Source organism: Pseudomonas sp. NPDC090752, assembly GCF_055584805.1.
Window position 1 is genome coordinate 1 of the sequence record NZ_JBVJLI010000020.1, and the last position, 25,895, is coordinate 25,895.

Annotated in this window: 24 protein-coding genes; 15 read left to right on the forward strand and 9 right to left on the reverse strand. The window is 62.8% G+C overall.

What is annotated here, in order from left to right; genetic code table 11:
- Positions 1-256: 256 nt before the first annotated feature.
- Complete coding sequence (locus ACZ6YA_RS22060; protein WP_465899418.1) at positions 257-1,174, forward strand: AEC family transporter; 918 nt, start codon at positions 257-259, stop codon at positions 1,172-1,174.
- Positions 1,175-1,222: 48 nt separating this feature from the next.
- On the forward strand, positions 1,223-1,831 hold the full coding sequence (locus tag ACZ6YA_RS22065; protein WP_465899420.1) for a cell wall hydrolase: 609 nt from the start codon (positions 1,223-1,225) through the stop codon (positions 1,829-1,831).
- Between the two features lie 7 nt (positions 1,832-1,838).
- On the opposite strand, the gene ACZ6YA_RS22070 is transcribed toward ACZ6YA_RS22065, so the two are convergent.
- Positions 1,839-4,004, reverse strand: a complete 2,166-nt coding sequence (locus ACZ6YA_RS22070) for a TonB-dependent receptor (RefSeq protein ID WP_465899422.1) — start codon at positions 4,002-4,004, stop codon at positions 1,839-1,841.
- A 260-nt stretch (positions 4,005-4,264) separates the two neighbouring features.
- On the opposite strand from ACZ6YA_RS22070, the gene ACZ6YA_RS22075 reads away from it, so the two are divergent.
- Positions 4,265-5,116: a CAP domain-containing protein gene (locus tag ACZ6YA_RS22075; protein ID WP_465899424.1), complete on the forward strand. Its 852-nt coding sequence runs from the start codon at positions 4,265-4,267 to the stop codon at positions 5,114-5,116.
- On the opposite strand, the gene ACZ6YA_RS22080 is transcribed toward ACZ6YA_RS22075, so the two are convergent.
- Complete coding sequence (locus tag ACZ6YA_RS22080; protein WP_465899426.1) at positions 5,083-6,078, reverse strand: GlxA family transcriptional regulator; 996 nt, start codon at positions 6,076-6,078, stop codon at positions 5,083-5,085. The genes ACZ6YA_RS22075 and ACZ6YA_RS22080 overlap by 34 nt on opposite strands.
- Positions 6,079-6,187: 109 nt before the next feature.
- On the opposite strand from ACZ6YA_RS22080, the gene ACZ6YA_RS22085 reads away from it, so the two are divergent.
- From ACZ6YA_RS22085 to ACZ6YA_RS22100, 4 genes are all read left to right on the forward strand, one after another.
- A complete protein-coding gene (locus ACZ6YA_RS22085) occupies positions 6,188-6,799 on the forward strand; it encodes a LysE family translocator (protein WP_465899428.1) in 612 nt (203 codons plus the stop codon).
- 113 nt (positions 6,800-6,912) lie between these two features.
- Positions 6,913-7,248, forward strand: a complete 336-nt coding sequence (locus tag ACZ6YA_RS22090) for a cupin domain-containing protein (RefSeq protein WP_465899431.1) — start codon at positions 6,913-6,915, stop codon at positions 7,246-7,248.
- Between the two features lie 225 nt (positions 7,249-7,473).
- The gene (locus tag ACZ6YA_RS22095; RefSeq protein ID WP_465899433.1) at positions 7,474-9,891 is read left to right on the forward strand and encodes a glucose/quinate/shikimate family membrane-bound PQQ-dependent dehydrogenase; all 2,418 of its coding nucleotides are present in this window, start codon (positions 7,474-7,476) and stop codon (positions 9,889-9,891) included.
- A gap of 125 nt (positions 9,892-10,016) precedes the next feature.
- Positions 10,017-11,276, forward strand: coding sequence for a carbohydrate porin (locus tag ACZ6YA_RS22100; RefSeq protein WP_465899435.1), 1,260 nt, complete (start codon positions 10,017-10,019; stop codon positions 11,274-11,276).
- Positions 11,277-11,396: 120 nt separating this feature from the next.
- On the opposite strand, the gene argE is transcribed toward ACZ6YA_RS22100, so the two are convergent.
- Together argE and ACZ6YA_RS22110 are read right to left on the reverse strand one after the other, a co-directional pair.
- A complete protein-coding gene (argE, locus tag ACZ6YA_RS22105) occupies positions 11,397-12,557 on the reverse strand; it encodes an acetylornithine deacetylase (RefSeq protein ID WP_465899437.1) in 1,161 nt (386 codons plus the stop codon).
- Positions 12,550-13,227 (reverse strand): DUF1028 domain-containing protein, encoded by a 678-nt coding sequence (locus ACZ6YA_RS22110; RefSeq protein WP_465899439.1) that lies wholly within the window; start codon positions 13,225-13,227, stop codon positions 12,550-12,552. Before ACZ6YA_RS22110 ends, argE begins: the two co-directional genes overlap by 8 nt.
- 303 nt (positions 13,228-13,530) lie before the next feature.
- On the opposite strand from ACZ6YA_RS22110, the gene ACZ6YA_RS22115 reads away from it, so the two are divergent.
- Both ACZ6YA_RS22115 and ACZ6YA_RS22120 read left to right on the forward strand, forming a co-directional pair.
- Positions 13,531-14,850: a flavin-containing monooxygenase gene (locus ACZ6YA_RS22115; RefSeq protein ID WP_465899440.1), complete on the forward strand. Its 1,320-nt coding sequence runs from the start codon at positions 13,531-13,533 to the stop codon at positions 14,848-14,850.
- Complete coding sequence (locus ACZ6YA_RS22120; protein WP_465899442.1) at positions 14,850-15,266, forward strand: RidA family protein; 417 nt, start codon at positions 14,850-14,852, stop codon at positions 15,264-15,266. The genes ACZ6YA_RS22115 and ACZ6YA_RS22120 overlap by 1 nt, the downstream gene beginning before the upstream one ends.
- Positions 15,267-15,300: 34 nt before the next feature.
- Here ACZ6YA_RS22120 and ACZ6YA_RS22125 read toward each other — a convergent pair whose 3' ends face one another.
- Together ACZ6YA_RS22125 and ACZ6YA_RS22130 are read right to left on the reverse strand one after the other, a co-directional pair.
- Positions 15,301-16,206: a LysR family transcriptional regulator gene (locus ACZ6YA_RS22125; RefSeq protein ID WP_465899444.1), complete on the reverse strand. Its 906-nt coding sequence runs from the start codon at positions 16,204-16,206 to the stop codon at positions 15,301-15,303.
- A 124-nt stretch (positions 16,207-16,330) separates the two neighbouring features.
- On the reverse strand, positions 16,331-17,251 hold the full coding sequence (locus ACZ6YA_RS22130; protein ID WP_465899446.1) for a LysR substrate-binding domain-containing protein: 921 nt from the start codon (positions 17,249-17,251) through the stop codon (positions 16,331-16,333).
- A gap of 149 nt (positions 17,252-17,400) precedes the next feature.
- Between ACZ6YA_RS22130 and ACZ6YA_RS22135 the strand changes: the two genes are divergently transcribed.
- The 6 genes from ACZ6YA_RS22135 (at position 17,401) to ACZ6YA_RS22160 (ending at position 22,483) form a co-directional block, all read left to right on the forward strand.
- Positions 17,401-18,150 carry an SDR family NAD(P)-dependent oxidoreductase gene (locus ACZ6YA_RS22135; protein ID WP_465899448.1) on the forward strand — a complete coding sequence of 250 codons (750 nt, stop codon included), beginning with the start codon at positions 17,401-17,403 and terminating at the stop codon, positions 18,148-18,150.
- 75 nt (positions 18,151-18,225) lie between these two features.
- Positions 18,226-19,524, forward strand: a complete 1,299-nt coding sequence (locus ACZ6YA_RS22140) for an MFS transporter (protein WP_465899450.1) — start codon at positions 18,226-18,228, stop codon at positions 19,522-19,524.
- Positions 19,525-19,546: 22 nt separating this feature from the next.
- Entirely contained in the window at positions 19,547-20,395 is an 849-nt protein-coding gene (locus ACZ6YA_RS22145) for a transketolase (protein WP_465899451.1), read from the forward strand.
- Positions 20,392-21,390 (forward strand): transketolase family protein, encoded by a 999-nt coding sequence (locus ACZ6YA_RS22150; RefSeq protein ID WP_465899453.1) that lies wholly within the window; start codon positions 20,392-20,394, stop codon positions 21,388-21,390. The genes ACZ6YA_RS22145 and ACZ6YA_RS22150 overlap by 4 nt, the downstream gene beginning before the upstream one ends.
- Before the next feature lie 108 nt (positions 21,391-21,498).
- Positions 21,499-21,885 carry a VOC family protein gene (locus tag ACZ6YA_RS22155; RefSeq protein WP_465899455.1) on the forward strand — a complete coding sequence of 129 codons (387 nt, stop codon included), beginning with the start codon at positions 21,499-21,501 and terminating at the stop codon, positions 21,883-21,885.
- Positions 21,886-21,913: 28 nt separating this feature from the next.
- Positions 21,914-22,483, forward strand: coding sequence for a hypothetical protein (locus ACZ6YA_RS22160; protein WP_465899456.1), 570 nt, complete (start codon positions 21,914-21,916; stop codon positions 22,481-22,483).
- Between the two features lie 64 nt (positions 22,484-22,547).
- Here the strand turns inward: ACZ6YA_RS22160 and ACZ6YA_RS22165 are convergent, their stop codons facing one another.
- The 3 genes from ACZ6YA_RS22165 to ACZ6YA_RS22175 form a co-directional block, all read right to left on the reverse strand.
- The gene (locus ACZ6YA_RS22165; protein WP_465899458.1) at positions 22,548-24,221 is read right to left on the reverse strand and encodes an MFS transporter; all 1,674 of its coding nucleotides are present in this window, start codon (positions 24,219-24,221) and stop codon (positions 22,548-22,550) included.
- Between the two features lie 179 nt (positions 24,222-24,400).
- Positions 24,401-24,820, reverse strand: coding sequence for a VOC family protein (locus ACZ6YA_RS22170; protein WP_465899460.1), 420 nt, complete (start codon positions 24,818-24,820; stop codon positions 24,401-24,403).
- Positions 24,821-24,894: 74 nt separating this feature from the next.
- The gene (locus ACZ6YA_RS22175; protein WP_465899462.1) at positions 24,895-25,821 is read right to left on the reverse strand and encodes an alpha/beta fold hydrolase; all 927 of its coding nucleotides are present in this window, start codon (positions 25,819-25,821) and stop codon (positions 24,895-24,897) included.
- Positions 25,822-25,895 lie beyond the last annotated feature (74 nt).

Here is a 25,895-nt window from a genome sequence, read left to right on the forward strand (position 1 = left end):
CGTGCTCATGGCACCTGCGGCACTCAGCTTGTCATTCACCGCTCTCACTCCAGATTCTAATCCCTCTTCAAGACACAAGCGGCTTCAGCCGCGAAGCTGGCAATGGGGTGGATGGCAGCTAAAACCACTCCCACAGGGTTCGCGTAGCCTCCAGAGACTGTGCATTTTTTCTCAACAGTCACTGCAGAAATCAACGTTTTTACCAATCAGTCAGCCAAGTTAACCTGTGCCCGAACCCGACCACGGTACGTCGCCCATGCTTCATCTGCTGCTGACCACCTTGCTGCCCATCATCTTGTTGATCGGCCTGGGCACCTTTCTGCGCGTGCGCGGCTTTCTCGCCGAGAGCTTCTGGCCTGGCGCCGAACGCCTGAGTTACTACGTGCTGCTGCCGTCGCTGTTCCTCCACGGCCTGGCCACCGCCGACCTCGATGGCGTGCCGGTACTGGGTATGGTCGGCGTGCTGATGCTCTCGACCGTCCTCGGCGCCGCGCTGCTGGTGCTCTACCAAGGCGCGGTCAACCACGACGGCGCGGACTTCACCTCGGTATTCCAGGGCGGCGTGCGTTTCAATAACTACATCGGCGCCACCCTTGCCGCTGGCATCTACGGCAGTGCCGGCATTGCCCTGGCGGCGGTGGCCAACGCCGCCATCGTGCCGCTGGTGAACCTGCTCTGCGTGCTGGTGTTCGCCCGCTTCAGCGCGCGCCACAGTTCCCCGGCGATCGTGTTGCGGGCGATTTTTGCCAACCCGCTGATCGTTGGCTGTGCCGGCGGCATACTGCTGCGGGTCACGGGACTGGGACTACCCGCAGGGCTGGAGCCCACGGTCAAGGCGCTTGGCCAGGCCGCCCTGCCCCTGGGCCTGCTGTGCGTCGGCGCGGCGCTGGGTGGCGCCAGTGTCGGGCAGCAGGTGCGGCCGCTGCTGGCGGCGTCGATGTTCAAATTCCTGGTCATGCCGCTGACCACCTGGGGTTTGTGCCGGCTGCTAGGCCTTGGTGGTCAGGCGGCGGTTGTGGCGGTGCTGTTCCAGGCGTTGCCTACGGCGTCATCGTCCTACGTGATGGCACGGCAGATGGGCGGCAACGCTCCGCTGATGGCGACCATCATCGCCCTGCAGACGGTGGCGGCGGCGGTGACACTGCCCTTGGTGCTAATGCTTTCGCTGAATTGAATGCGCTTGGCTAGACTGTGAGGCAACACACACTTCGGAACCTCGACCATGCGCCTTACGTGGATGGTGATCGGTTTGACCTCGGCCCTGCTCGCAGGCCCATCGAATGCCGCCGACACCAAGGCTGCAGTTGCCGAAGACAAGGCCGAAGTGCTCGAAGAAAAGGTGGTCGAAGATGCGCCACCGCCGAAAAAAGCCGAAACCCTCACGCCCAGTGAAGTCAAAGCCGTCGACCCGGCAGGCCAGGCGCCCATGGACGACAGCATCACCTGCCTGGCCCGTACCATTTATTGGGAAGCCAAGGGCGCCGATGAAAAAGACATGAGCGCGGTGGCCAGCGTGGTGATCAACCGGCTGGGCAAGGACGGCTTTCCCGACACCATCTGCGGCGTGGTCAAGCAAGGTGTCGAAAGCAAGGCCTGCCAGTTTTCCTGGTGGTGTGACGGGCGTTCCGACCAGGTCGAGGAACCCGAGCGCTATGACATCGCCAAGGAGATCGCGCGCAAGGCGCTCAACCAGCAGCTCAAGGACAGCACGGGCGGCGCGCTGTACTTCCATGACCGCAATGTCCATCCGGACTGGGCCAAGGCCTACCGCAGAACGGCCGAGACCCGTCATTTCCTGTTCTACAAGCCGAACCAGGCGTTGGCTCGCTGAACCCGCATCAGAAGTCTATCGTGCCGGAAAACTTCACCAAACGCGGGTCGCCCTGGGTCAGGTAACCACCGTTGGCTGATGCCCAGTAGTTCTTGTCGGTCAGGTTCTCCACATTGACGCGTAACGTGACGGCCTTCTCCTGAACGTTGAAGCGATACCGCGCGCCCACGTCGAAGCGGTTCCAGGTCGGCAGGCTGAGGGTGTTGGCCGGGTTCGCGTACTGCCCGCCGGTGCGCAGCATACGCGCATTCAACGCCAGGCCTTCGAGCCCGGGTACGTCCCAGTCGACGCTGGCATTGAGCTGGAACGTCGGCACACCCACGGCATGATTGCCGTCGTCGGCACCGTTCAGGGTCTTCTTGAGCTCGGTGTCCATGCGCGTGCCACCCGCCATCAGCCTCAGGCCGGTGACCGGCTCACCGAACACGCTAAGCTCGATGCCTTTGTTAACCTGCTCACCGTCCTGGACGAACACATCACCCTGGACGAAACCGTCGGTGGGCCGCTCGATACGGAACACCGCGAGGTTGGCGCCGAAGCTCTGGTAATCGAGCTTGATCCCCGCCTCCACCTGCTTGGTCTTGGCCGGCGGGAACACCTCGCCGGCATTGATCACTTGCCCCGAGGCCGTAGCGCCTTGGGCCAGGCCCTCGATGCGGTTGGCGTACAGCGAGATCGACGGGTTGACCTTGTAGACGATGCCATACACCGGGGTGGTGACCGACTCGTCGTAGAAGGCGTTGCGGCCAAGGTCCGGGCCCTCTCCATCATAGGCATAACCCTCGACACGCAACTGCTGGCGGCGCACGCCGACAGTGAGCAGCAGACTGTCGTCGAACAGCCCCACGGTATCGGACACGGCGATACTGCGATTGCGGGTTTTGCCGGTTACCCCAGGGTCGTCCAGCTTGCCGCCCGTGAAGGTCGGGGTAGTGGGTTTGGGCAGCGGGTCGGTGTGGTAGATGTTCGTATCCTGCGAGTTGTAGAAGACGAAGGCGTTTTCTTGCTGGGTCCAGATACTGGCTGCGCCGATGTTCAACTGGTGGCTGATCGGGCCCGTCTGGAAGCGGCCGTTGACCCCCCCCATGACCGTGCTGTTGTCCTCGTTGTGGGGGATCTTCGAGCCGCCGATGGTGGCATCGCCGCTGGCGGCGTCGGTAAGGATTGGCGTGCCATAGAAACCGTTCTCGTGGGTATGCTTGACCCCACCGGCCAGGTAGGCGCTCCAGTTGTCGTTGAAGTCATAGTCGCCACGGACCATGCCGAAGGTGTCCTCGGTCTCGGTCCAGGCCCAGTCCTGGCCATAGTTGTGGTCGGCGTCCGGCGCGCGCGGGATGTCAGTCAGCCCGGTGCCCAGGCGCACCGAGTTGCGCATGTGGTTGACCCGCTGCTTCTGGTAGCCGATATCGGTGGACACGCGAAAGTTGTCGCCGCGGTAGTCGAGGCCAACGATGAACAGCTTGCTGCGCTGGTCCTGGTCATCGACTCCAGTCTCGCCTTCGCGTTGTGAAAGGTTCAGCCGAGCGCCAAAGCGGTTGTCCTCACCAAAGCGCTGCCCAAGGTCCAGATGCTCGCCGAGGCGACCATCGCTGCTGATGTCCTGGGTATAGCGGCGCGTCGGCGTGTCTCCGGCACGCTTGGGTTGCAGGTTGACGTTGCCACCCAGCCCGGTGCCGGTTGGGCTGGCACCGTTGAGGAAGGCATTAGGCCCCTTGAGCACCTCGACCCGCTCCACTGCATCCGTGGAAATCATTTGCCGCGGCAACACTCCGTACAGGCCGTTGAAGGCCACGTCGTCACCATTGAGTGGCAGCCCGCGAATGACGAAAACCTGCGACTGGTTGCCAAAGCCGAACGACTGGCGCACCGACGGATCGTTGAGCAGCACATCGCCAATGTCTTCCGCCTGTTGGTCTTCGATCAGCTGCGAGGTGTAGCTGGTCATGGTGAAAGGCACATCCATCATGTCCTGGTTGCCCAGTATCCCCATTTGCCCGCCACGGGCCACCTGGCCACCGGCAAAGGGTTCGGGCGGCTCGCCTTTTGGCCGCGCGGCCTCGGCATTGATGGCGGTGGCATCCAGCTCGATGGCGCCATCGGCCGCCTGGGCGGTCACGGCAACGGAACAGCAAACAGCGATAAAGGTCGACTGATACGAAGGGAATCGTGCCATGAAGGGCTCCAGAGTGCGCTGGGTTGGGCCTTCCTGGCGTAGGTAGAATTATTAACGTTTGCGTATTGTTTCTAGTCGAAGTTACGAATGATTACCAAACCATGGCACTTTCTGGGCGACCAGTGGTCTACCCCCTCTTTTGCCGCCTGCAAGCCATTGCTGGTGTTTTCATTGCTTTGCACGACACCGGGCCAAAAGCCTTGGGCTTGTGTAGGATGAGCAGCGCAAACCAAGACGCTGCCAGTCACAGGGAGATCCACATGCGCGTCCTGTCATCCGTTGCCGCCTTGTCGCTGGGCCTGGTCGTCTCGACCTCGAGCCTGGCTGCCACCGGCGAAGAGGCGCAACTGATCGATTCGATCAATGCCTACCGCAGCCAGGCTCAGCCCTGCGGCGGCGAAGCATCGCTGGAGCTGCCGCCGCTCAACAGCGACACCCGCCTGGCGTTGTCACCAGAGGGTACCCGCGACCTGCAGCAGGCCATGACCCGTGCCGCCTACCCGATGGTCAACGTGCAGGCCATCAGCCTGTCCGGCCCCCGCGATGCGCGCGCCGCGATGCACGCCATCGAAGAGAGCTTCTGCCAGGTGGTGCTCGACCCGCAGTTCGTCGACATCGGCGTCAGCCAGGAAGGCCGCGACTGGCGCGTGGTACTGGCGCGCCCTCTGCTCAGCGGGCGCCTCGGCGACTGGCAGGCCGAGGGGCAGAAGGTCATGCAGGCGATCAATGCTGCGCGCAAGGCACCGCGCCAATGCGGCGGCCAACCCTTTGCGGCGGCGCCTGCACTTGGCTGGAGCACCGCCCTTGCCGGGGTGGCGGCCAACCACACGAGGGCCATGGCCAACCAGAATTTCTTCGACCACATCGACCGCGACGGGCGTACGCCGGGCGACCGTGCCGAGCTGGCCGGCTACCTGTATCAGCAGATTGGCGAGAACATCGCTGCCGGGCGTGACAGCGCACAGAAGGTGGTGGACGGCTGGCTGGCCAGCCCTGGCCATTGCGCCACGTTGATGAACCCGGATTTCCGCGAAATGGGCGCTGCTTATGCGGTGGATCCGAAAAGTGATGCGGGCATCTACTGGACGGGGTTGTTCGGCACGCCGCAATGAACGTCACGGCGCAGCTCCAGCGCCGTGCAAGCAAACCGACGCCGCACGCATTTTCCCAGATAGCTCGCATCGCCCAGCCCCACTTCCTCGGCAATCTGCGCCAGGCTGTGGCTGGAGTTGAGCAGCCGCCAGCGCGCCTGCTGCAGGCGCATTTCCAGCCACCAGGCGTTGACGCTCATGCCATGGCTGGCCTGGAACTGGCGGTCCAATTGCCGTCGGCTGATGCCCAGTTCCGCCGCCAGTTCTTCAATGGACAAGTGCGCGCTCAAGTGGTGACGCATCAGCGCCAACGCACGCTGCACCTGGCGCCCCTGCCCGGCGCCGGTTTCCAGCGAACGCAAGGCGTGGCGACTGTCACGGGATTCATCCACCAGCATGTCGGCCAGTCCCTTTAGCGCGCGGGCACGCCCGCAGGCTCTCGACAACAGCTCGACTGCCAGGTCGAGGGCTGCCGTGCCGCCCGCGCAGGTAATGCGCGTACCGTCGATGCAGTACAACTGCTCACGCAGCAACTGCACGTGCGGAAACGATGCACGAAACTCGGCTTCATGCCGCCAGTGCACCACCACCTTGTGCCCGTCCAGCAGGCCACAGGCCGCCAGCAGAAAGGCCGCGTTGTCGATGGCGACCAGCTTCACACCCGCCTTCGACGCACGCTTGAGCAGGCTTTTGTAATGGGGTGCCAGGCTGTCGGTGGCCTCGGCATTGCGGCTGCCGAACAGCACCAGGTAATCGTAGGCACCCAGGGCGAGTTGATCTGCAATCGCCTCCACCTGCATCACCGCGCCGCTGCTGGAGACCACCGGCTCGGCCGTCAGGCCGGCCAGTGTCCAAGTGCAATAACGCTGACGGCTGTAGTCTTCGTCATCGGCGCTGAAACGCAACTTGTCGAGAAAGGCGCCGAAAGGCAGCAAGGCAAAGTCCGGTAACGGCAGGATTAGAAGTCGGATATCGGGGAGCATGGAGGAATGTCCGAAAATCACCATGAGATGTCCAGATCATACTCTTTGGATCGGGTTAGGTCGCCTAGACTGGCCATCTCCGAATACTGGCTGACTCAAGGCGCATCTCATGGCTCTGAATACCTGGCTCATCTACCTGCTGGCAAGCATCGGCTTGTCGCTGACCCCAGGCCCGAACAGCCTGCTGGCCCTGACCCATGGCGCGCTGTACGGCGCACGGCGCACCTTGTTCACCATCGTTGGCGGGGTGTTCGGTTTCAGCGCATTGATTGCTCTCGCCATGTTCGGCCTCACTGCCCTGCTGCAGACCTCTGCATCGGTGCTGACCGTACTGAAGTGGCTCGGCGGGGCCTATCTGGTGTGGCTGGGCATCCAGCTCTGGCGCAGCCCGGCCTTGCACCTGGAAGTGACCACGCGGTCGGCACGTGTGAGCAATTCCGGCCTGTTCCGCCAGGGCCTGCTGTCGGCCTTGGCCAACCCCAAGGTGCTGCTTTTCTACGGGGCGTTCCTGCCGCAGTTCATCGACCCGCAGCGGGGGCTGTTCCTGCAGTTCGTGGTCATGGCCGCCACTTTTGCCAGCGTGGAATTCATGGTCGAGTACCTGCTCGCGCGATTGGCGTTCCGGATAAAGCCTTGGCTGGCCAAGGGCGGCAAGAGTTTCAACCGCTGCTGCGGGGGCTTGTTTGCAGTGATTGGCGTAGCGCTGCCGCTCGGGCGTTAAGGCTAGGCGTATCCATTACGGAACGGTCCTACAATCTGCGGTGAGGTGAAGAAGCGCACCGCCGCGTGAACCGGTCCATAGTGGAAATACCTCCCACTGAACGAGACTTGTCCATGACCGCCGTCAACCTGCTCAATGCCCTGCCCACCTGTGACCCCGCTGCAGCCGAGCGGGTCGATGAACTGCTGCAGCGCCCCGGCGTGCGCATTGAGCGCATCGTATCGTGCGGCCAGGCGAGCCCACCCGGCTTCTGGTATGACCAAGCGGAAGGCGAGTGGGTAATGCTGTTGAGCGGCCACGCGGCCTTGCGTATCGAATACGAAGACCACACCCGGCTGCTGGCACCGGGAGATTGCCTCGATATTCCGGCCCATTGCCAGCATCGGGTGGAATGGACCGCGCCGGGGGAGACGACCATCTGGCTTGCGGTCTTCTACAGCAGTTCTTGAGGGTGGTCGACAATCTGATCGGCCTGCGACAAACGTCTAATACATCACAACGAACCCAGGTAAACCCCTCGTTTACTGCAATTTTCACTCCATGATCTAAGCTTTTTGGCACACCTTGGCAAGTTAAGCCCTGCGACAATCAGCCTCACAATATTATGTACTAACTTGTTAATTAGCTTGCTAAGGGCTTAAACTGCGCCCATTCCACCTGCTGAGATCCCTGGCATGAACGAAACACCGCGCGCCTCTGGCGCCACAAACATCATTTTGGTCGGCTTGGGCGTGATCATCGCCCTGCTCGGCCTGCTCCTGGCTGCTGGCGGCATCAAGCTGGCCGGGCTGGGCGGTTCCTGGTACTTCCTCATCGGCGGCCTGGCGATGGCCATCGCGGGTGTGCTCATCGCCCGGCGCAAGAAAGCCGGTGCCTGGTTGTACGCTGCTTTCCTGATCGGTACCGCGCTGTGGGCGCTGATCGACGCTGGCCTGGTGTTCTGGCCACTGTTCTCGCGCTTGTTCATGTTCGGCGCGATCGGCATGGTGGTAGCCCTGGTCTACCCGCTGCTGGTACGTAGCAATGGTGGCAGCACTGGCCGTGGTGCCTACGGCATCGCCGGGGTGATGGCCGTGGTGCTGGTGATCGCTGCCGGCAACATGTTCGTCGCCCACCCAAGCGTCGCGCCTACCGGCAAAGGCCCGGGCATGACCCCGGTCGAGGCCGGCAAGGAGCAGAAGGACTGGGCCCACTACGGCAATACCGAAGGTGGCAGTCGCTTCGCCGCGCTCGATCAGATCAACCGCGACAACGTCGACAAGCTCAAGGTCGCCTGGACCTATCACACCGGTGACGTGGCCATCAGCGACGGCAACGGCGCCGAAGACCAACTGACCCCATTGCAGGTCGGCAACAAGGTGTTCATCTGCACCCCGCACAACAACCTGATCGCCCTCGATGCCGACACCGGCAAAGAGCTGTGGAAGAACGAAATCAACGCCCAGTCCAAGGTCTGGCAGCGTTGCCGTGGCATGGCCTACTTCGACGCCAGCGCGCCGATCGCCCAGCCGTCCCAGCCGAACAGCTCGCCGATCACCGTCGGTAGCGTCCCGGCCGGTGCCAACTGCCAGCGCCGTCTGCTGACCAACACCATCGATGGCCGACTGATCGCCGTCGACGCCGACACCGGTGAGTTCTGCCAGGGCTTCGGCAACAATGGCCAGGTCAACCTCATGGCCGGCCTGGGTGATGTGCCGGACTCCTTCTACCAGCTGTCCTCGGCGCCGTTGATGGCCGGTACAACCGTGGTGGTCGGCGGCCGTGTCGCCGACAACGTCCAGACCGACATGCCAGGCGGCGTGATCCGTGGTTTCGACGTGATCACCGGGGCCATGCGCTGGGCCTTCGACCCCGGCAACCCGGAAGACCGCAACGCCCCGGGAGACGGTGCCACCTACGTGCGCAGCACCCCGAACAGCTGGGCACCGATGTCCTACGACCCGGCCATGAACACCGTGTTCCTGCCGATGGGCTCGTCGTCCACCGACATCTACGGTGTCGAGCGCAACAAGCTGGACCACACCTACGGCGCTTCGGTGCTGGCCCTGGACGCCACCACCGGTAACGAGAAGTGGGTGTTCCAGACCGTGCATAACGACCTGTGGGACTTCGACCTGCCGATGCAGCCGAGCCTGATCGACTTCACCAAGGACGACGGCAAGTCGGTACCTGCAGTCGTGATCGGCACCAAGGCCGGGCAGATCTACGTGCTCGACCGCGCCACCGGCAAGCCGCTGACCCAGGTTGACGAAGTTCCGGTAAAACCAAGCAACATCCCTAACGAGCCGTACTCCCCGACCCAGCCAAAATCGGTGGGAATGCCGCAGATCGGCGCGCAGACCCTGACCGAATCGGACATGTGGGGTGCCACGCCGTATGACCAGTTGCTGTGCCGTATCGACTTCAAGAAAATGCGCTACGACGGCCTCTACACCGCGCCAGGCACCGACCTGTCGCTGAGCTTCCCAGGTTCGCTGGGCGGCATGAACTGGGGCAGCCTCTCCACCGACCCGGTGCATGGCTTCATCTTCGTCAACGACATGCGTCTGGGCCTGTGGATTCAGATGATCCCGTCGCAGAACAAGGGCCAGGCGGCTTCCGGTGGCGAAGCGCTCAACACCGGCATGGGCGCCGTTCCGCTCAAAGGCACCCCGTATGCTGTGAACAAGAACCGCTTCCTGTCGGTCGCTGGCATCCCGTGCCAGGCGCCGCCATTCGGCACCCTGACCGCCATCGACATGAAAACGCGCCAGGTTGCCTGGCAGGTTCCGGTCGGCACCGTGGAAGATACCGGTCCGCTCGGCATCCGCATGCACCTGCCGATCAAGATCGGCCTGCCAACCCTGGGCGGCACCCTGTCGACCCAAGGTGGCCTGGTGTTCATCGCCGGCACCCAGGACTTCTACCTGCGTGCCTACGACAGCAGCAACGGTAGCGAAATCTGGAAAGCCCGCCTGCCCGTCGGCAGCCAGGGCGGCCCGATGACGTACGTTTCGCCGAAGACTGGCAAGCAATACGTGGTGATCACTGCGGGCGGCGCCCGTCAGTCGACTGACCGTGGCGACTATGTGATTTCTTACGCGCTGCCATAAATCGAGTCGCTCTTTTCGCGGGACAAGCCCGCTCCCACAGGGTCCCGGTGGCCTCATTGTGGGAGCGGGCTTGTCCCGCGAATGGGCCCTACATAACACCAAGATTTCTCAGGAAAGCCCTCGCAATGCGCTACACACCTACTGCCCTTCTGCTTGCCCTGGCCAGCACCACCGCCCTGGCCGACGGCGACCTGATGACCCGCAACACCCTGACCGGCGACTGGGGCGGCTTGCGTCACCAGCTCGAGGAAGACGGCGTCAAGATCACCGGCGACTACAGCGGTGAAACCGCCTACAACGCCCACGGTGGCCTGCACCGCTCCGCGCGCTACTCGCAGAACCTCAAGTTCGGTGTGCAGTTCGATCTGTCGAAACTGTACGGCCTGGACAACGGCGGCAAAGTACAGCTGACCATCAACGACCGCCGCGGCAACAGCGCCTCGGAAGACCTGGTGGGCAACCGTTTGCCGATCCAGGAAAACTACGGTGGCCTCTACACCCGTCTGACCGAGCTGAGCTACGAGCGCACCCTGTTCACCCCGGCGCTCAACGTCAAGCTCGGCTACATGGCCATGGGCAACGACCTTGGTGGCCTGGACAGCGGCATTCTGTGCAACTTCATGAACGCCGGCTTCTGCGGCCACCCGCTGAACATGTCCGGTGGCAGCGGCTGGACCAACTACCCCAACGCCCACCTGGGTGTGCGCGTGAAGTACGACCTGTCGCCGTCCTGGCAACTGCGCGTGGCGGCGTTCAACGTCGACCCTGAAAGCAACGGCAACTCCAGCCGCGCCTGGCACCTTGGGCCCAAGCACACCACCGGCACCGTGGTACCGGTGGAGCTGGTGTACAAGCTCCAGGGTGAATTGCCGGGCGAGTACAAACTGGGCTACTACTACGATAGCTCCGACGTCAAACGCATCGGCAGCGACAAGGAAGTGTCCGGACGTGGTGGCCACTACCTTTTGATCGACCAGGCCGTATGGAACGACGCCGGTTCGCCGGGTCGCAGCCTGCATGCCTTCGGCCAGTACTCGGCATCGAGCGAAGCGGCCTCGCCGTTTACCAAGTGGTATGGCGCCGGCGTGGTGCTGTACAAACCGTTCGAAGGCCGCCCGCGTGACACCGTGGCACTGGGCTACGGCCGCGCCGTGCAGAACCCGCGCAGCCGCGACGTACTGGAAGACGCCGCGTTCAATGCCGGGCAGCAGTTCCCCAACATCGACGGCGCCGAGCAGTTGATCGAGCTGAGCTATGGCTACCAGGCCACGCCGTGGCTGAACCTGCGCCCTGATGTGCAGTACATCATCGAGCCGGGTGCGTTCTCCGGGAAGGACATCGACAACGCACTGGTGGTGGGGCTGCAGGTCAAGGCGACCTTCTGATTCCCCGGGGCCGCCTGGCGGCCCATTCGCGGCTGAAGCCTCTCCCACAGGGGATCCGCTGAACAATGCGTTAGCGTGTATTCTGTGGGAGCGGCTTCAGCCGCGAAGAAGCCACCACTGTCATCCCTGCTTGAGGTAATCCACCAACCTCAACAACATCGCATCACAGCCCCGCAACTGCTCGACACTGACGAACTCATCCGGCTTGTGTCCCTGCTCCATGCTTCCCGGTCCACAGACCACGGTGGGTATTCCCGCCTTATCGAACAACCCGCCCTCCGTCCCAAACGCGACCGTACCAAAATCCTCGGACCCACTAAGCAACGCGACCAACCGTGCCGCCTCGCTGTCGGCAGGCGTGGCCAGCCCCGGATAGGCACTCAACGGTTCCAGGCGAATGGCGCTGGCCGCATTGACCTTGCGCATGCGCGGTAGCAACTCGGCCTCGGCATAGGTCTGCAGCTGATCGGCCACTGTCTGCGCCTCGAAGCCCGGCAAGGCACGTACCTCGAAGTCGAAGGCGCACTCCTCGGGCACGATGTTCAACGCCCTGCCCCCATTTATCATCCCGGTCTGCACTGTCGAGAACGGCGGGTCGAAGCGCTCGTCATGCGCTTGCGGCAACGCCAGGGCGTCACCGATCTCGCCCAGCTTGCCGATCAACTTAGCGGCATACTCGATGGCGTTGACCCCGTAAGGCGCGTACGCCGAATGGCACGCCGCACCCTGCACCTGGCAACGCATGGCCAGCTTGCCCTTATGTCCGAGCACCGGCTTGAGTTCCGTCGGTTCTCCGATCAAACACAGGCGCGGCTTGTGCGGGCGCTGTTCAAGCGCAGCGAGCATCGAGCGCACGCCCAGGCAACCGACCTCCTCGTCATAGGAAAACGCCAGGTGCACCGGCAGGCGCAACGGTTGCGCCAGAAACGCCGGCACAGCCGCCAGCACCGAGGCGATGAACCCCTTCATGTCGGCGGTGCCACGGCCATATAGCCGCCCCTGGCGTTCGCTCAAGGCGAATGGCTCGACCGTCCAGGCCTGGCCGTCCACTGGCACCACATCGGTATGGCCGGAAAGCACCACGCCGCCGACATCCTTGGGGCCAATGGTGGCGAACAGGTTGGCCTTGGTGCCCTCGGGGTTATGCAACAGCTCGCTTTCTACGCCCAGTTCGGCCAGATAATCGCGAATGAAGCCAATCAGCTGCAGGTTGGAATCGCGGCTGACCGTCGAAAAACCTATCAGCCGGGCCAGCAAGGCGCGGCTGCTGAACTCACTCATCACCCGGCACCCCGTAGCTGGGGGCAGTGGTGGGGTCCAAAGCGCGCGTGACATAATCCTGCATCTGCGGACGGTACGCTTGCCACAGGCCATCCAGCGCCCCGATCGGATCGTGCTCGGCCCAGTCCACGCGCAGGTCCACCAGCGGCCAAGTCAACTCGCCGGCGATCTTAAGCGCCGCCGAATGTACCGGCCCAGCCTCACCACCTGCAGCCATTGCCGCATGCATTGCCGCCAGCAAGCGGTCAGCGAGATGCCCACCGGCCTGCTCGAAGGCCTGCACCATGGTTTCAATCACGTATACGGAAGACAGCAGGTTGCCGGCCGCCGCACATTGCTCACCGGCCACTGCATTGTGCACACCCAGCGCTTCCTTGCCGGTGAACAGCGCCACTTGGCCATTGCTGTCGATCACCGTGACCTGCCGATACTCGCTCCAGCCATTGGCACTGAGCACGCGGTCCAGCGCTGCGGCTGGCGGCAATTGCCCCTGCTCCAGGGCATCGAGAATCTGCGGGCCGAGTGCCGGCAAGGTGATGTTTTGCGTGGCCACGGCGCCGACACCCGCACGCACCCAAGGGCAGCGGGCACCCACGGCGATGCTCGACGAGCTGATGGCGATACCGACCTGGCCGGTTTCCTGGCAGCGACCGATGATGGAAAAGGTCATGTCATGCTCCTGTTGTTCTGTGCGGTTGCAGGTCATCTCAACAGAACCCTCTAGTGCGCGAAACCAACATTTTCCTGTGCGTTGAACAGGAAAAAACTAAGGCCGCCGACAGCCCTTCAAAACATTCGAAAAGCAACCTTGAACATACCTGCAAGCCCTGCTCGGCAAGGCCTTCGCCGTTTTATCGGCAAGCCCAAGCTAAATACTATTTTCGCGATTCGCGCAGCGTCCCTAGTCTGGCCCCAGGTAACGGCGGTCCTCCAAACCGACCTGACAAAAACCGCCTGAACAAGGGCTCGGACAATGACAATGAACAACATCGAAATCGACACCCTCGTCGTCGGCGCCGGCCAGGCCGGCGTGGCCATGAGCGAACATTTGAGCAAGCTCGGCGTGCCGCACCTGGTACTGGAACGCAAGCGCATCGCCGAAGCCTGGCGCACCGGCCGCTGGGACTCACTGGTCGCCAACGGCCCGGTCTGGCACGACCGCTTCCCAGGCCTTGAATTCAACCTCGACGCCGACGCCTTCGCCGGCAAGGACCAGGTAGCCGACTACTTCGAGCAGTACGTTCGCAAGTACAACCTGCCGGTACGCACCGGCATCGAGGTGAAGAAGGTGGTGCGCAACGCCGACCGCCCGGGTTTCACCATCGAAACCAATGAAGGCGTGATCCGCGCCAACCGCGTGGTCGCCGCCACCGGCCCGTTCCAGCGCCCGGTAATCCCGGCCATCGCGCCAAAGGATGAGCAACTGCACCAAATTCACTCCGCTGCCTACTTCAACCCCGAGCAGTTGCCTGAAGGCGCTGTACTGGTGGTGGGTGCCGGCTCCTCCGGCGTGCAGATCGCCGAAGAGCTGATGCGCGCCGGGCGCCAGGTGTACCTGTCGGTCGGCGCGCATGACCGTCCGCCACGCGCCTATCGCAACCGTGATTTCTGCTGGTGGCTGGGCGTGCTGGGCGAGTGGGATGCAGAAATCGCCAAGCCCGGCCGCGAGCACGTGACCATCGCTGTCAGTGGTGCCCGTGGCGGCCACACCGTGGACTTCCGCGCCCTCGCCCATCAAGGCATGACCCTGGTCGGCTTGACCGAGTCGTTCGACAACGGCGTCGCGCGTTTCCAGGACAACCTGGCCGACAACATCAGCCGCGGCGACGAAAACTACCTGGCCCTGCTCGATGCCGCCGATGACTACATCGAACGCAACGGTCTTGACCTTCCGCAAGAACCCGAAGCCCGCAAGCGCCTGCCCGACCCGGACTGCGTCAGCAACCCGCTGCGCGAGCTGGACCTGGCCCAAGCCGGCGTCGCCAGCATCATCTGGGCCACCGGTTATGGCGTGGACTTCAGCTGGCTGCAGGTCGACACCTTCGACGCCAACGGCAAACCCCAGCACCAGCGCGGCGTATCGCGCGAGCCGGGCGTGTATTTCCTCGGCCTACCCTGGCTGTCGCGCCGTGGCTCGTCGTTCATCTGGGGCGTGTGGCACGACGCCAAGCACGTTGCCGGCCACATCGCTACCCAGCGCACCTACCTGGCCTACCGCGACCGCGAACAGCGTGACGCGGACGAACAGAAACCCAATTCGATCAGCAACGTCAGCACACTCGGAGCCCACTGATGCCTACCCATACCCGCATCCGCATGTTCAACACCAAGGTCACCTACCCCAACCAGACCCTGGACAACGACCTCTGCCAGGCCGTGCGTGCCGGCAATACCATCTATGTGCGCGGCCAGGTCGGTACTGACTTCGAAGGCCGTCTGGTGGGCCTGGGCGACCCGCAGGCGCAGGCCGAGCAAGCGATGAAGAACGTCAAGCAGCTGCTTGAGGAAGCCGGCTCGGACCTTTCGCACATCGTCAAGACCACTACCTACATCACCGACCCGCGCTTCCGTGAGCCGGTGTACAAGGAGGTCGGCAAGTGGCTAAAGGGCGTGTTCCCGATTTCCACTGGGCTGGTAGTGGCCGGGTTGGCCCAGGCTGAATGGTTGATGGAGATCGATGTAATTGCAGTGGTCCCCGATCACGCGTGACGCATTGCTGGGGCCGCAATACGGCCCCAGCTTTTCACAGCCTGCCCAACTCCTCCCGGCAAAACTCCACGAACAGCTGCGCCGGCTTGGTCAGCTGCACCCGCTTCAAACGCGCCGCCGCCAGCCCCGACAAGGTCACCGGCTCGGCAATATCCAGTGTCACCAGCTTCTGCCCGTCATAGGTGTACGGCGAATGCGGCCGGGTCACCAGCAGCGAAAAACCGAACCCCTGCCCCACCATCCCGCGCACCATCTCGATCGACGGCGAACTGAAAACGATGTTGGGCGTCAGACCCAGCTCGTTGAACAGGCTGACGAAATAAGTACGGCTCGGTGCCACGTCCAGCAAAATCATCGGCTCCGGGCACAGGTCACGCAACGAAACCTGCGCCTGACCGGCGAAGCGGTGCTTTTCGGGAAGTAACACGTAGGGCTTCTGCGGCGGCATCAACGGTTCGGTCTCGATGGTGCCATCGAGGTCGTGATCATAGAGGAATGCCAAGTCGAAAGTGCCCGCTGTCAGCCCCTGGATCAGCTCCTGTTGCTCGCCGTCCCGCAGACGGATGTCGACCCCCGGGTAGCGCTCGCGAAACCCGGCGATCAGGCGTGGCAGATACAACGGGGCGACGGTCTCGAAGCAACCGATGTCGATCTGCCCGGCCACAGTGTCGTTATCGGCCAGGGCGTTCTGCTCGAACTCATGGGTCATCTGCAACAGCGACTTGGTCTTGGCGTAGAAGCGCTTGCCACTGGGGGTCAGTGAAACACCCTGGGCGTGGTGGCGGATGAACAGCTGGACGCCAAAGCTTTCCTCCAGGCTCTTGATCGCCGTGGAGATCGAGGGCTGGGCGATGTACAACTGGCGCGAGGCTTCGGCAACGCTGCCGGCCTCGACGGTGGTGACGAAATACTTGAGTTGTCGCAAGGTATAGGAAGCCACAGGCACCTCTCTGGCGCAGTTTCGGGCGCCTTTGGAATTATCCTGTCACTTTAACCTGCCGCCACGGGCTCGGGCGGCCGGGTGGTAAAGGATTTGCCTATGGCTTGACGCTATTTTGCCGTGGTCAGTAACTGAAATCGTGCCCCAGCTGACTCTGCATCCATTCCAGAAACCGCCGAACCCGCGGCAGCTCCGCATGCCCGCGAGGAAACACCAGATGATGCGCGCTCACGGGGCTGTGCTGATCGGTGCCGAACACTGGAACCAGTTGCCCGCGTGCCACGTAGTCCTGAGATAACAGCGAACTCTCCAAAGCAAAGCCATACCCATGACTGGCCGCCTCCAGGCTCATGTACGAGCGGTCGAAACTCAGCGCGAACGGTGCCTGCGGCAGCGACACGCCTTGCTGGGCAAACCACTGAGGCCATTGCACCAGGGCCGACTCGGAAAGAATCAGGTTTTGCCCCAGCAGGTCGGCAGGCTGCAGGATCGGCTGGCGCGCCAACAGCGCCGGGGCAGACAGCACCGTGGCACGTTCGTGGCGGATGGTGCGTACCTCCAGGCTCGGCCAGTTCGGGTAACCGTGGCGGATGTCCACGTCAATCTGGTGCCGCCCGAAGTGCAACGCCTCGTAAGAGCAGGACAGGTTGATCTGGATATCCGGGTGGCTGGCTCGAAACTGCTCCAGCCGCGGCAGCAGCCACAGCAAACCGAAGCTCGGCGCCGAATGCAGGCGCAAGCAATCGAAGCCCACCGCGCTGCCAGCCCGCTCAGTGGCGGTGGCGAGGCTCTGCAGAAGACCGGATACCTCACGCAGGTATTGGTCGCCCGCCACTGTTAGGGTCACGCCCTTGGCGGTGCGCAGGAACAAGGGGCGACCTATCAACGCTTCCAGGTTGGCGATCTGATGGCTGACCGCCGAAGGCGTCAGGTTGAGCTGCTCGGCGGCGCGGGCGACGTTGCCAAAGCGCGCCGCTTGCTCGAAGGCCTGAATCGCTTTCAGCGGTGGCAGTTGCAGAGGCTTCTTGCTCAGGTCGTGATTCATCGCAGTCCTTGGATCTACGGGCTTCGAACGTCGTCACGCCCTGCCCTGTGCTGAATTTTTTTCAGCATAGGCTGAAGCGCACGGCGTTGCCCAGCCCCCGCCCGCAGACCAAGCTGTGCCCACAACAACAAACATCTGGAGCACTCCCCATGCTACTTGAAGGCAAAATCGCAATCGTCACCGGTGCCGCCTCTGCCCGCGGTATTGGCCGCGCCACCGCCCAGGCCTTTGCAAGCCAGGGCGCCAAGGTGGCCATCATCGACCTCGACCTGAATGCCGCCCGTGATGCAGCTGCGCAACTCGGCGACAGCCACCTGGGCCTGGCTGCGAACGTGGCCGATGAAGCGCAGGTGCGCGATGCAGTGGCCCAGGTGCTGGCCCACTTCGGGCGCATCGATGTACTGGTGAACAACGCCGGCATCACCCAACCCGTAAAAACCCTGGAAATCACCGGCAAGGACTACGACCGCATCCTCGACGTCAACCTGCGCGGCACCCTGCTGATGTCCCAAGCCGTGATCCCGACGATGCGTACCCAGCGTACGGGCAGCATCATCTGCATGTCGTCGGTCTCGGCGCAGCGCGGCGGCGGCATCTTCGGCGGCCCTCACTACAGCGCCGCCAAGGCCGCGGTGCTCGGCCTGGGCAAGGCCATGGCGCGTGAACTTGGGCCAGATAATGTGCGGGTCAACGCGATCACCCCTGGGCTTATCCATACCGACATCACCGGTGGCCTGATGCAGGACGAGCGCCGCCACGCGATCATCGAAGGCATCCCCCTGGGCCGCCTGGGCGAAGCCCGGGACGTGGCCAACGCCGCGTTGTTTCTCGCCAGCGATCTGTCCAGCTACCTGACCGGCATCACCCTGGACGTCAACGGGGGTATGCTGATCCACTGACGGCAGCTGCATGATGTTTCGCATCTGAGCCCCGTCACGGCGGGGCAATCGATAACAACAAGAGATCAGATCGACATGACCACCCTAGCCCTCGACGCGGCCACGGCCGCGCGCAGCCATGCCTATCGCAAGACCGCCTGGCGGCTGATGCCGTTTCTCATGCTGTGCTACCTATGCGCCTACCTCGACCGGGTCAACGTCGGCTTCGCCAAGCTGCAGATGATGGATGACCTGGCGCTGTCCGAAGCGGTCTATGGCCTGGGCGCCGGCATGTTCTTCATCGGCTACTTCCTGTGCGAGGTGCCGAGCAACATCATCCTGCACAAGGTCGGGGCGCGGCGCTGGATCGCCCGCATCATGATCACCTGGGGCATCATCTCGGCGCTGTTCGCCTTCGTCGAGACGGCCTGGCAGTTCTATACCCTGCGCTTTTTCCTCGGTGTCGCAGAAGCCGGCCTGGCGCCGGGCCTTCTGCTGTACCTGACCTACTGGTTCCCATCCTATCGGCGGGCCAAGATGACCGCGCTGTGGTTCATCGCCATCCCGCTCTCGGGCATGGTCGGCGGGCCACTGTCGGGCTGGATCATGGAACGCTTCGCCGGTGTGCACGGCTGGGCCGGCTGGCAATGGATGTTCCTACTGGAAGCAATTCCCACGGTGCTGGTGGGCATCCTGGTGCTGAGCTACTTGAAAGACGGAGTGGACCAGGCTCACTGGCTGAACGAGGATGAAAAGGCGCTTGTGCGCAAGGAACTGGCCGAGGACGAACAGCACAAGGTTCAGCACGGTTCAGTCGGCGACTTCATCCGCGACCGCCGTCTCTGGTTGCTGGCAGGCATTTACTTCTGCGTGGTGATGGGCCAGTACGCTATCACCTTTTGGCTGCCGACCCTGGTACGCAATGCCGGAGTCAGTGAACCGCTGCACATCGGCCTGCTGACCAGCCTGCCCTACCTCTGCGCAATCGCTGCCATGCTGCTGGCCGGCCGAAGCGGCGACCGCCACCGCGAACGCCGCTGGCACCTGGCGATACCCATGCTCGCTGGCGCCTTGGGCCTGGCGCTGGCTGCACTGTTCGCCAGCCACCTGAGCTTGTCGATTCTCAGCCTGTGCCTGGCCGCGGCTGGCATACTTTCTGCCTCGTCGCTGTTCTGGATGCTGCCCACCACACTGTTGGGCGGCGTATCGGCGGCCGCCGGCATCGCCGCAGTCAACAGCTTCGCCAACCTGGCCGGGTTCTGCTCGCCGTTCCTGATCGGCTGGGTTACCAGCACCCTGGGCAACAACGCTATCGGCATGTACCTGATCACCGCCGTGCTGATCTCCGGCGCCTGGTTGGTATTCCGCGTCCCGGCCAGCCTGGTCAACCGTTAATAACCTCGCAAGGAGTCACCCCATGAACGCCGTACCCGTTACCCCGGGTGCGCTGCCCCTGGCTGCGCGCGCCCACAATATCCGTCGCCATGCCCTACGCATGGGCCAGGTCCAGGGCCAGGGTTACATCGGTCAGGCTCTTGGCGCCGCCGACTTGCTGGCAGTGGCCTACTTCCATGCCTTGCGCCTGGACCCAGGCAACCCCGAGTGGGAGCAGCGCGACCGTTTCTATCTGTCCATCGGACATTACGCCATTGCCTTGTACGCAGCGCTGATCGAAGCCAAGGTCATTCCAGAAGAGGAGCTTGAAACCTACGGCAGCGACGACAGCCGCCTACCGATGTCCGGCATGGCAGCCTACACCCCCGGCATGGAAATTACCGGTGGCTCGCTTGGCCACGGCCTGGGTATCGCGGTCGGCGCATGCCTCGGGCTCAAGCGCAAAGGGTCGAGCAACTGGGTGTACAACCTGCTTTCCGATGGTGAGCTGAATGAAGGCTCTACCTGGGAAGCGGTGATGTCGGCCAGCCATTGGCAGCTGGACAACCTGATCGCCATCGTCGACGTCAACAACCAACAGGCAGATGGTCATTCCAGCGAGGTGCTGGCCTTCGAGCCGATTGTCGAGCGCTGGCAGGCATTCGGCTGGTACGTACAACGGGTTGATGGTAACGACCTCGATGCTGTGGTTCAGGCCTTCGACCAGGCACGCACTCATGCGGCTGCACAACCGCGGGTGATCATCTGCGACACTCGCATGGGCAAGGGCGTGCCCTTCCTGGAAAACCGCGACAAGACCCACTTCATTCGCGTCGATGAACACGAATGGGACCTCGCCCTGCAAGCACTGGACGCTGGGAGCCACGCATGAACAACCAGACCGTACCGAAAAAACGCTTGACCACCTCGGCAATGATTGCGTCGATTGCCGCCGAGGGACAAGCGACCCGCCCCGCCCCGTTCGGCCATGCCCTGGCGGCGCTTGCCGAACAACGCCAAGACATTGTGGGCCTGAGCGCTGACCTGTCCAAGTACACCGACCTGCATATCTTCGCCAAAGCCCATCCGGACCGTTTCTACCAGATGGGCATGGCCGAGCAACTGCTGATGAGCGCCGCCGCCGGTATGGCCCGCGAGGGTTTCACCCCGTTCGCCACCACCTACGCGGTGTTCGCGTCGCGGCGGGCGTACGATTTCATCTGCATGGCCATCGCCGAGGAAAACCTCAACGTCAAGATCGTCTGCGCCCTGCCCGGCCTGACCACGGGTTACGGCCCCAGCCACCAGGCCACCGACGACCTGGCGATCATGCGCGCCATGCCCAACCTGATGATCGTCGACCCGTGCGACGCACTGGAGATCGAGCAGGCGGTGCCGGCCATTGCAGCCCACCAGGGCCCGGTGTACATGCGCCTGCTGCGTGGCAACGTGCCGTTGGTGCTGGACCGTTATGATTACCGGTTTCAGCTGGGCAAGGCGCAGGTGGTACGTGGAGGGCGCGACGTTCTGGTGATCGCCAGCGGACTGATGACCATGCGTGCGTTGGAAGCGGCAGAGCTGTTGCACAAGGATGGCGTGGACGTGTCGGTGCTGCATGTACCCACGATCAAACCGCTGGATGAAGCAACGATTCTCGCCGAAGCCCGTAAACCGGGGCGGTTGGTGGTAACGGTAGAGAACCACTCGATCGTGGGTGGTTTGGGTGAAGCGGTAGCCGGCGTGTTGTTGCGCAATGGCGTGACGCCCACCTTCCGCCAGATCGCGCTGCCGGATGCGTTCCTGGATGCGGGGGCGTTGCCGACCTTGCATGACCGCTATGGGATCTCGACCGAAGCCGTGGCGCGGCAGATCAAAGGTTGGCTGTAGTCTGAGTGTGGCAGTACCGGCCCCGCAAAAGAGCCGGTACTGCCATGAGCAAAACCTGCAAGAACGTCTTTACTGGAGGGTAAACAGCCGCAGGAACGGTGTGCGCCTATGAAGATCGTTGTCACCAGCATCCTCGTCGACGACCAGGCCAAGGCCCTGGCTTTCTACCATTACGTGCTGGGTTTCGAGCCCAAGGATGATATCCCCCTGGGCCAGCATCGCTGGCTTACTCTGACCTCTCCTCACGACCCCAATGGTGTGCAGCTGGTACTCGAGCCCGAGGCTCACCCCGCCGCCAAGACCTACAAAGCAGCGTTACGTCAAGATGGCATCCCGGCCACCTCCTTTGGCGTACGCGACATCCGAGCCGAGTACACGCGCTTGTGCAAGGCCGGCGTCAAATTCACCCAGGAGCCCACAGATCTGGGCCCGGTGACCGTCGCAGTTTTCGACGACACCTGCGGTAATCTAATCCAGATCGCCCAAAAACACTGACCCTGGTGCGCTAGAACAAGGAAAACCAATGCGCCATGAATTCAGCGAAGTGCTCAATGACCAAGTCGATTACATCCTGGTCGGAGACATTCAGTTGCTCGACCGCTTCAAGCATGAACATGACCTCCCCGACGACTTGGCCGGCGAATTCACCCACACCGACAGCGGCGACAGGGCGGTACGCGAGGGTGTAGTGCTGCCTCTGGCCGGAGTCGACAACCTGCCCTACCACATCATTTTCACCCTCGATGGCGACACACCCGCGCTGCTCGAATCGGGCAGCCGGCTGAAGCACCGGCGCGACGGCTATGTGCTGCAGGTCGAGCACCATGCGGTGATGGTATACACCTGGCGCATTCTTCAGCATTTCACCAACAAGACCCTCGGCGACCTCCTGGCTCGTTATCAAGTGCCAGGGCGGCCGATCATCGAGCTGGACAATGGCTGGTATGACGTTGAGGTGCTGGGGGGCGCGGTGGTGCGGGATGGGTTATACGAGCCGGCGTTCGAGTTTGTGATGACAAAGCGCTGGAGCCGGGGCGAGGCCAAGGATGTGGATATCGGCTATGCCTTCAGCTTGCGCGGATATTTCGACTGACTGTGTTCAATACCGGCCTCTTCGCGGGCGGTCCGCGAAGAGGCTGGGACAGACTACGCATGCTTTACGTGATATCCCGGTCCTTGGTCTCCGGCAGGAAGAAGATCCCCAACACCGCCGTCATCACCGCAATCACGATCGGATACCACAGCCCGTAATAAATATCCCCGGTCGCCGCCACCATGGCGAATGCCACAGTCGGCAGGAAACCACCGAACCAGCCATTACCGATATGGTACGGCAACGACATCGAGGTGTAGCGGATGCGCGCCGGGAACAGCTCCACCAGCCAGGCGGCGATCGGCCCGTAGACCATGGTGACGTAGATCACCAGAATGGTCAGCAGCAACAGCACCATCGGGTAGTGGATCTTCGCAGGGTCCGCCTTCTCGGGGTAACCGGCCTCTTTCAAGGCGCCAGTCAACGTCGCGGTAAACGCATCGCCCTGGGTCTTCAGGTCGGCCGCTGCCAGGCTGCTGCCGTCGAAGCTCGGGATCACGCGTTCGCCGATACGGATCTGCGCCACACTACCGGACTCGGCCTTCACGTTCTCATACGGGATCGCGCGCTTGGCCAGCAGGCTCTTGGCAATGTCGCAGGAGCTGGTGAATTTGGCCTTGCCCACCGGGTCAAACTGGAACGCGCACTGGCCAGGGTCGGCCACCACCACCACGGGGTTCTGCTCCTGGGCGACGAACACGTCGGGATTGCCGTACTCGGTCAGCGCCTTGAAGATCGGGAAGTAGGTCAACGCGGCGATGATGCAGCCCGCCATGATGATCTTCTTGCGCCCGATGCGGTCGGACAGGCTGCCGAAGAAGATGAAGAACGGCGTGCCGATCAGCAAGGAACCGGCAATCAGCAGATTGGCCGTCTGCGGGTCGATCTTCAACGTCTGTAACAGGAAGAACAGTGCATAGAATTGCCCGGTGTACCACACCACGGCTTGTCCGGCAGTACCGCCGAGCAGCGCCATGATCACCACCTTGAGGTTGTCCCAGCGGGCGAAAGACTCAGTGAGTGGCGCCTTCGAGGCCTTGCCCTCTGCCTTCATCTTCATGAATACCGGCGACTCGTTCAGCTGCATGCGGATGTAGACCGAAATCGCCAGCAGCAGGATCGACAGCAGGAACGGAATGCGCCAGCCCCAGGCCTCGAACGCCTCGGTACCCAATGCCGTGCGGCAGGCCAGGATCACCAACAGCGACAGAAACAGGCCAAGGGTGGCAGTGGTCTGGATCCAGGAGGTGAAGAAGCCCCGCCGGCCCTTGGGCGCATGCTCGGCGACATAGGTGGCCGCCCCTCCGTATTCGCCGCCCAACGCCAGGCCCTGAAGCAGGCGCAGGGTGATCAGGATGACCGGCGCCGCCACACCGATCGTGGCATAGCTGGGCAGCAAGCCGACGATCGCGGTCGACAGGCCCATGATGACGATGGTGATCAAGAAGGTATGCTTGCGCCCGATCATGTCGCCCAGACGGCCGAACACGATGGCGCCGAATGGCCGCACGGCAAAACCTGCGGCGAAGGCCAGCAAGGCGAAGATGAACGAGGTGGTTTCATTCACCCCGGCGAAGAAGTGCTTGGCGATGATCGCCGCCAGTGAGCCGTAGAGGTAGAAGTCGTACCATTCGAACACGGTACCCAGCGAGGAGGCGAAGATGACTTTGCGCTCCTCCTTGGTGATACCCCGTTGGGGCGCGCTACTGCCCGTGGATGCGCTGTCGATTACCGCCATGGGTTGCCTCCGTCTCATCGCTATTGAAGGCCGGAGTACCTCACACCCATTTCACCGTCGCACCCCAGGCCCTAGGGCTTGCATTGGTTGCGCGAAGCACGACGAGGCGGGCCGCCTCGGATCGCAGCAAGGTATCTGAAGCATAATCGGCTTTGCCGGGATATCCACTGGCCAGCACTTCAAACAGCCACTTCAACCGGACCTTTGAGCTCGACTTGATTGCCATCCGGGTCAAAGCAGTACAGTGAAAGCCCCTCGCCTTCGGCGCCATAACGCTTCTCTGCAGATTCCACCGTCACCCCTGCCGCCTTCAGGTAATCCGTCAGCGCCTGTTCGTTGAACGGCTCGATGCGCAGGCAGAAGTGATGAAGGTTGCGCCCTTCGGCCCCTGGCGCCGCGCCCCCTGGCAGTCCCAGGGGGCCGTCGAGCGTCACCAGGTCAATCATCGCGGTGCCGGTGGCCAGATGAACCATGCCCAGGTCCGGGCGCTCTCGGCTTACCGTGCATCCCAAAAGGTCGCGGTAAAAGGCCACGCTGCGCGGCAGGTCACTGACCCGCAGTACAAGATGATCGATGTGCTTGAGGGTGAACGGTCGCATGCCTGGTCTCCTTGTGGCGATTGCCCGAGGGCGTTCGTCACCATAGCCCTAGAGCAGGCTCGCAGGCCACACGCCTACTCGTTCACCAAACGCTGCACCGGCCGCCCTTCGTGGCTGGCGAGGATGCGCAGGATCTGGTCGACCAATGCCCGATCCGGCGCCTCCAAGTGCAAATGATGCCCACCTGGATGCCACGACACCTTGGCATGAGCCGGCAACGCCGACTGGCGTCGCTCGAAACCGCCGCTAATGAATGCCCCCTGCCGGCCGAACATCAAGTACAGCGGGCAATGGATGTCTCGCAGCAGATCACAGGCCTCACGCTCTGTCAGTGGCATGGGCTCGGGCAGCACCAGGCGTGGATCATGTCGCCAGCAGTAGCCATCGGCCAATGGCAGCAGATCTCGCATGGCCAGCAACCGAGCGGCATCTTCGCTCAATTCGCCGTCCAAGTGCTTGCGCCGCTGCTCAAGCGCGGTTTCAAGGTTATCGAAACGACTGCCACCAGGCTCTGAAAAGCCCTGCAACTGGCTGCGCCTGACCATTCGCTTGAGCCGATAGGCGCGCGCCAGATGCTGCACACGCTCATCATCGGCCACGGTGAAGGGCGCGCCGATGCCATCGAGGAAGATCAAGCTGGCGATGCCGCTGGTCATGGCCGCGAGCAACGACGCAATGCCGGTACCCATGCCATGGGCCAGCACATGAAACTGTGAAAGTCCCAGGCTGTCTGTGACTGCCAGCATGTCCTCGGCATGCTCCCACAGGTAATAACCGCTGTCGTGACGGCGATGGTCGGAACGTCCGTGGCCGACCAGGTCGGGCGCCACCACGAAACAACCGTCCAGCAACGGCGCGAGTCGTTCAAACGAGGCGGCATTGTCCAGCCACCCGTGCAGGGCCAGCACCGGGATGCCGTCCTCGACCCCCCACGTTCGTACTGCGATTTCAATACCGTCCAGATCGAGCAAATGATCTTTGGGGCTGCACAGCGACTGCATTGGCATTCTCCCTGACAATAGCCGTACACCACCATCCCCCAGTCATCTGCGCCGCGCTGGCCTGCTACCGACCC

What these genes read in the sequence shown, in the direction of transcription:
- ACZ6YA_RS22060 (WP_465899418.1), top strand. Translation starts at nt 257, where the DNA reads ATGCTTCATCTGCTGCTGACCACCTTGCTGCCCATCATCTTGTTGATC.
- ACZ6YA_RS22065 (WP_465899420.1), top strand. Translation starts at nt 1,223, where the DNA reads ATGCGCCTTACGTGGATGGTGATCGGTTTGACCTCGGCCCTGCTCGCA.
- ACZ6YA_RS22070 (WP_465899422.1), bottom strand. Translation starts at nt 4,004, where the DNA reads ATGGCACGATTCCCTTCGTATCAGTCGACCTTTATCGCTGTTTGCTGT.
- ACZ6YA_RS22075 (WP_465899424.1), top strand. Translation starts at nt 4,265, where the DNA reads ATGCGCGTCCTGTCATCCGTTGCCGCCTTGTCGCTGGGCCTGGTCGTC.
- ACZ6YA_RS22080 (WP_465899426.1), bottom strand. Translation starts at nt 6,078, where the DNA reads ATGCTCCCCGATATCCGACTTCTAATCCTGCCGTTACCGGACTTTGCC.
- ACZ6YA_RS22085 (WP_465899428.1), top strand. Translation starts at nt 6,188, where the DNA reads ATGGCTCTGAATACCTGGCTCATCTACCTGCTGGCAAGCATCGGCTTG.
- ACZ6YA_RS22090 (WP_465899431.1), top strand. Translation starts at nt 6,913, where the DNA reads ATGACCGCCGTCAACCTGCTCAATGCCCTGCCCACCTGTGACCCCGCT.
- ACZ6YA_RS22095 (WP_465899433.1), top strand. Translation starts at nt 7,474, where the DNA reads ATGAACGAAACACCGCGCGCCTCTGGCGCCACAAACATCATTTTGGTC.
- ACZ6YA_RS22100 (WP_465899435.1), top strand. Translation starts at nt 10,017, where the DNA reads ATGCGCTACACACCTACTGCCCTTCTGCTTGCCCTGGCCAGCACCACC.
- argE (WP_465899437.1), bottom strand. Translation starts at nt 12,557, where the DNA reads ATGAGTGAGTTCAGCAGCCGCGCCTTGCTGGCCCGGCTGATAGGTTTT.
- ACZ6YA_RS22110 (WP_465899439.1), bottom strand. Translation starts at nt 13,227, where the DNA reads ATGACCTTTTCCATCATCGGTCGCTGCCAGGAAACCGGCCAGGTCGGT.
- ACZ6YA_RS22115 (WP_465899440.1), top strand. Translation starts at nt 13,531, where the DNA reads ATGACAATGAACAACATCGAAATCGACACCCTCGTCGTCGGCGCCGGC.
- ACZ6YA_RS22120 (WP_465899442.1), top strand. Translation starts at nt 14,850, where the DNA reads ATGCCTACCCATACCCGCATCCGCATGTTCAACACCAAGGTCACCTAC.
- ACZ6YA_RS22130 (WP_465899446.1), bottom strand. Translation starts at nt 17,251, where the DNA reads ATGAATCACGACCTGAGCAAGAAGCCTCTGCAACTGCCACCGCTGAAA.
- ACZ6YA_RS22135 (WP_465899448.1), top strand. Translation starts at nt 17,401, where the DNA reads ATGCTACTTGAAGGCAAAATCGCAATCGTCACCGGTGCCGCCTCTGCC.
- ACZ6YA_RS22140 (WP_465899450.1), top strand. Translation starts at nt 18,226, where the DNA reads ATGACCACCCTAGCCCTCGACGCGGCCACGGCCGCGCGCAGCCATGCC.
- ACZ6YA_RS22145 (WP_465899451.1), top strand. Translation starts at nt 19,547, where the DNA reads ATGAACGCCGTACCCGTTACCCCGGGTGCGCTGCCCCTGGCTGCGCGC.
- ACZ6YA_RS22150 (WP_465899453.1), top strand. Translation starts at nt 20,392, where the DNA reads ATGAACAACCAGACCGTACCGAAAAAACGCTTGACCACCTCGGCAATG.
- ACZ6YA_RS22155 (WP_465899455.1), top strand. Translation starts at nt 21,499, where the DNA reads ATGAAGATCGTTGTCACCAGCATCCTCGTCGACGACCAGGCCAAGGCC.
- ACZ6YA_RS22160 (WP_465899456.1), top strand. Translation starts at nt 21,914, where the DNA reads ATGCGCCATGAATTCAGCGAAGTGCTCAATGACCAAGTCGATTACATC.
- ACZ6YA_RS22165 (WP_465899458.1), bottom strand. Translation starts at nt 24,221, where the DNA reads ATGGCGGTAATCGACAGCGCATCCACGGGCAGTAGCGCGCCCCAACGG.
- ACZ6YA_RS22170 (WP_465899460.1), bottom strand. Translation starts at nt 24,820, where the DNA reads ATGCGACCGTTCACCCTCAAGCACATCGATCATCTTGTACTGCGGGTC.
- ACZ6YA_RS22175 (WP_465899462.1), bottom strand. Translation starts at nt 25,821, where the DNA reads ATGCAGTCGCTGTGCAGCCCCAAAGATCATTTGCTCGATCTGGACGGT.